Origin of the sequence: Pseudomonas sp. NMI542_15, from assembly GCF_021283425.1 — a bacterium.
In the GTDB taxonomy this organism is placed as follows: Bacteria; Pseudomonadota; Gammaproteobacteria; order Pseudomonadales; family Pseudomonadaceae; genus Aquipseudomonas; species Aquipseudomonas fortuita.
This window is the reverse complement of the sequence record NZ_JAJSRO010000064.1, coordinates 1-1,299: the sequence shown is the minus strand read 5'-3', so window position 1 is coordinate 1,299 and position 1,299 is coordinate 1. Positions and strand designations below refer to the sequence as shown.

1 protein-coding gene is annotated in these 1,299 nt (G+C 61.0%); it reads right to left on the bottom strand.

Annotation, left to right across the window (positions count from 1 at the left end):
• Positions 1 to 1,299 (bottom strand): outer membrane protein assembly factor BamA (gene bamA / locus LU684_RS30410; protein ID WP_232895370.1); only part of this gene is annotated, 1,299 nt, incomplete at both ends.

Below are 1,299 nucleotides of genomic sequence, written 5' to 3'. Positions count from 1 at the left end.
GCGGGTCAGCCCGATGGACACCTTGTTACCGGTACCGAGGAAGTTGCTCTGGCTGATCGAACCCCCGAGGATCAGGCCGGCGCTCTGGGCGAAACCGACGCTGGCGGTGATCGAGCCGGAGGCTTGCTCTTCGACGCTGTAGTTGACGTCGACCTGGTCGTCAGTACCTGGTACTGGCGGGGTCTCGACGTTGACTTCCTTGAAGAAGCCCAGGCGCTCCAGACGGGTCTTGGACTGGTCGATCAGGTAGGTCGAAGCCCAGCCACCTTCCATCTGGCGCATTTCGCGGCGCAGCACTTCGTCTTCGGTCTTGGTGTTGCCGCGGTAGTTGATGCGGTTGACGTAGGCACGCTTGCCCGGGTCGACCACGAACATGATGTCGACCGTGTGGTCCTGGTCGTTGGGCTGCGGCACGCCGTTGACGTTGGCGAAGGTGTAGCCTTCGTTACCCAGGCGGCGGGTGATCAGCTCGGACGTGGTGGTCATCACCTTGCGCGAGAACACCTGGCCCGGCTGCACCAGCAACAGCGACTTGACCTGGTCTTCTGGCACTTTCAGGTCACCGGACAGCTTCACGTCGCGAACGGTGTACTTCTCGCCTTCGTTGATGTTGACGGTGATGTAGACGTGTTTCTTGTCCGGCGTGATGGACACCTGGGTGGAGGCGATGTCCATGTTGATGTAGCCGCGGTCCAGGTAGTAGGAACGCAGGCGCTCCAGGTCACCGGACAGTTTTTCGCGGGCATACTTGTCGTCGTTCTTGAAGAACGACAGCCAGTTGGTGGTCTTCAGCTCGAACAACTGGCCCAGGGTTTCATCATCGAACACGTTGTTGCCAACGATGTTGATGTGCTGGATGGCAGCAACGGTGCCTTCGTTGATCTTGATCTTCAGTGCCACACGGTTGCGCGGCTGCGGCACCACTTCGGCGTCAACCTCGGCCGAGTAGCGGCCTTGGGCCACGTACTGGCGCTGCAGCTCGTTACGCACACCTTCGAGGGTGGCGCGCTGGAAGATCTCGCCTTCGGCCAGGCCCGATTGCTTCAGGCCCTTCATCAGGTCGTCGGTGCTGATGGCCTTGTTGCCTTCGATCTCGATGCTCGACACCGACGGGCGCTCCACCACGTTGATGATCAGCACATTGCCATCGCGGTTCAGCTGGATGTCCTGAAAGAAGCCGGTCTTGAACAGGGAACGGGTCGAGTCCACCAGGCGGCGATCATCGGCCTGGTCGCCGACGTTCAGCGGCAAGGCACCGAAAACACTGCCAGCGGACACCCGCTGCAGGCCGTTGACGCG